At 65.3% G+C, this 3,324-nt stretch carries 3 protein-coding genes; 2 read left to right on the plus strand and 1 reads right to left on the minus strand.

All coding sequences use genetic code 11. The annotated features are described in order from the left end of the window. Positions 1–1,171, minus strand: a 1,171-nt coding sequence (gene xseA / locus RIN79_RS21390) for an exodeoxyribonuclease VII large subunit (RefSeq protein WP_309086728.1), incomplete at its 3' end; no start/stop codon positions are given. A 189-nt stretch (positions 1,172–1,360) separates the two neighbouring features. On the opposite strand from xseA, the gene purD reads away from it, so the two are divergent. Together purD and RIN79_RS21400 are read left to right on the plus strand one after the other, a co-directional pair. After that, positions 1,361–2,665, plus strand: coding sequence for a phosphoribosylamine--glycine ligase (purD, locus tag RIN79_RS21395; RefSeq protein WP_309086729.1), 1,305 nt, complete (start codon positions 1,361–1,363; stop codon positions 2,663–2,665). Between the two features lie 122 nt (positions 2,666–2,787). Next, the coding region (locus tag RIN79_RS21400; RefSeq protein WP_309086730.1) for an alpha/beta hydrolase at positions 2,788–3,324 on the plus strand (537 nt) is incomplete at its 3' end.

A 3,324-nucleotide genomic window follows, 5' to 3' on the forward strand; every position in this document is an offset into this window, starting at 1 on the left:
CCTCGCGCAGCAGGACGGAGCGGCAGACCGCGTTGTAGGGGCGCGGCCCCACCGCGTCGAGCCTTGCGCGCATGCGGGCGACGTTGGCCACCGGCGAGACATGGGCGAGCTGGCGCGCCACCTTGAGCAGCCGCTCCTCGTGGCCCCGTGCGTTGCGGGCCAGCGCCGGATAGAGCTTGGTGGCAGCAAGGTCGAGCCGCTGCCGCTTGGGCGACACCAGGGCCTCGGGGCTCGGCAGGGCCCGGGCCGTGGCGCGCAGGTCCGACCGGCGGCGCTCCACGAGGCGAAGGGCCGCCTCCACATGGCGCCGAGAAAGGTCGTTCACGGCGGCCATGAGCTCCACGCGCACCGGCACCACCATCTCGGCGGCGCCCGTGGGGGTCGGGGCTCGCATGTCGGCCGCATGGTCGATGAGGGTCCAATCGGTCTCGTGGCCGACCGCCGAGACGAGCGGGATGCCGCTCTCGGCCGCCGCCCGCACCACGATCTCCTCGTTGAAGCCCCACAGATCCTCGATGGATCCGCCCCCGCGGGCGACGATCAGCACGTCCGGCCGCGGGATCCGACCGCCCGGTTCCAGCGCATTGAAGCCCCGGATGGCGGCAGCCACCTCCGCCGCGCAGGTTTCGCCCTGCACGCGCACGGGCCACACCAGCACCCGGCGTGGGAAACGATCCTCCAGCCGATGGAGGATGTCGCGGATCACCGCCCCGGTCGGCGACGTGACGACGCCGATCACCTGCGGCAGGAAGGGCAGCCGGCGCTTGCGCTCCTGGGCGAAGAGCCCCTCGGCATTGAGCTTGCGGCGGCGCTCCTCAAGCAGCGCCATGAGCGCTCCTATGCCGGCCGGTTCGAGCGTCTCGATGACGATCTGGTACTTGGACGAGCCCGGGAAGGTGGTGATGCGCCCAGTCGCGATGACCTCCATCCCCTCCTCGGGGCGGATCTTGAGCTTGGCGAAAGCTCCTTTCCAGATCACCGCATCGATGCGGGCATTCTGATCTTTCAGGCAGAAATAGGCATGTCCCGAGGAATGGGGCCCACGGTAGCCGGATACCTCGCCCCGCAGGCGTACGTGGCCGAATGCATCCTCCAGGGTGCGCTTGAGGGCGCCTGCCAGGTCCGAAACCGACCATTCGGGAGCATTCGAGGGAGCTTTTGCTGCGAACATGACGTGAACCTAATCCCCCTGCCCCGGGCCTGCCAAGGGCATCAACGCAACACGCCGTCACAATGGCAAACTATCCCCTGTGCATTTCGCCGCGCCCGCAAAACAGGTCTTGAACGCACACTTTCAAGACTAGGCGCAACAGCCCTTAGGCGCTAAGAGCGCAGGCGTCATCAGGGAGGGCTCAAGGCCATGAACATCCTTCTCATCGGATCGGGCGGACGCGAGCACGCATTGGCGAGAAGCCTCTCGGCAAGCCCTCTCTGCGACAAGCTTCTCGTCGCCCCAGGCAATCCCGGCACGGCGCAGCATGGCACCAATGTGGTGCTCGATGTGACGGACCATCGGGCCGTGATCGATCTGTGCCGGGTGATGCAGGTCGATTTCGTCGTGGTCGGTCCGGAGGCGCCCCTGGTGGCCGGTCTCGTGGACGATCTCTCGGCTGCAGGCATCAAGGCCTTCGGACCGAGCAAGGCCGCCGCCCAGCTCGAGGGCTCGAAGGCCTTCACCAAGGATCTCTGCGCGGAGTTCAACATCCCCACCGCCGCCTACAGGCGCTTCACCGACGCGGAAGCGGCCAAGACCTACGTTCGCAATTACGGCGTGCCGATCGTGGTGAAGGCGGACGGGCTTGCCGCCGGCAAAGGGGTGGTCGTTGCCGCGTCCTTCGAAGAGGCTGAGGAAGCCATCGACATGATGATCGGCGGCGGTTTGGGCGCAGCAGGAGCCGAGGTGGTGATCGAGGCTTTTCTCGAGGGCGAGGAGGCGAGCTTCTTCGCGCTCTGCGACGGGACGCACGCGATCCCCTTCGGTACGGCGCAGGACCACAAGCGCGTCTTCGACGGCGACAAGGGACCGAACACCGGCGGCATGGGCGCCTATTCGCCGGCTGCCGTGATGACGCCGGAGCTTCAGGCCCGCGCCATGCGTGAAATCATCGAGCCGACCCTGGCCGGCATGAAGGCACGCGGCATGCCCTATACCGGCATCCTTTATGCGGGATTGATGCTCACCAAGGACGGCCCTCAGCTCATCGAATACAATGCCCGCCTCGGCGACCCCGAAACCCAGGTTCTGCTGCCGCGCCTGACATCCGATCTGGCGACGGCGCTGCTCGCCGCTTGCGACGGTGTGCTGAACAGCATCTCGCTGCAATGGTCCGAACAGGCGGCGCTCACCGTCGTCATGGCGGCTCAAGGCTATCCGGGTGCGATCGAGAAGGGTTCGGAAATCAGCGGCATCGCGAGGGCTGAAGAACTCGACGACGTCATCGTCTTTCATGCCGGCACGAAACGCGACGGCGACAGGATCGTTGCCAATGGCGGGCGCGTGCTCAACGTCACCGCATTGGGACGCACGATCTCGGACGCGCAAAGGAAGGCCTATGAGGCTGTTGCCAGGATCGAATGGCCGCAAGGCTTCTGCCGCAAGGATATCGGCTGGCGCGCGGTGGAACGCGAGCGGCGCGGAGTGGCGTCTGATTCCATCGGAGGATGACGAAACGGAAGTTTCTCCACTGATAGTTGTAACTCTTTTTTTTCCTAAGTTGCCTCATCCCTTTCGCAGGAGAATGCTCTAGCTTCTCAGCATTCTTTTTTTGCAACCAGCGAGCGGCATCCATGAGCGACGATCTCTTTCCCGATTTCGAAAGCCACTGGATCGACACGGAGGTCGGGCGCATCTTCGCGCGCTCGAAAGGCAGCGGAAAGCCGCTCGTCCTGCTGCACGGTTTTCCTCAGACGCATGCCATGTGGCACCACCTCGCGCCGGCATTGGCGGAAACCCACAAGGTCGTCTGCATGGATCTGCGCGGCTATGGCTGGTCCGTTGCCCCCAAGGGCGATCCGAAGCACGAGACCTATTCCAAACGCGCCATGGGCCGAGACGTCGTTCAAGTGATGGAGGCGCTGGGACACGTTCATTTCGCCGTGGCTGGACACGACCGCGGAGCCCGCGTGGCCTACCGGCTCGCGCTCGACCATCCCGGTCGCGTGGAGCGGCTCGCCCTTCTCGACATCCTGCCGACCTACCACGTGTGGGAGCAGATGCGTGCCGGGACGATTCCGGAAGTCCACTGGGGTTATCTCTCACAAGCCTATCCGAAGCCGGAAGAAGAGATCGGGCGCGACCCGATTCCCTATTTCGAAGGCCTGATG

Origin of the sequence: Chelativorans sp., assembly GCF_031180965.1 — a bacterium.
GTDB lineage: Bacteria > Pseudomonadota > Alphaproteobacteria > Rhizobiales > Rhizobiaceae > Chelativorans.

What these genes read in the sequence shown, in the direction of transcription:
- purD (WP_309086729.1), top strand. Translation starts at nt 1,361, where the DNA reads ATGAACATCCTTCTCATCGGATCGGGCGGACGCGAGCACGCATTGGCG.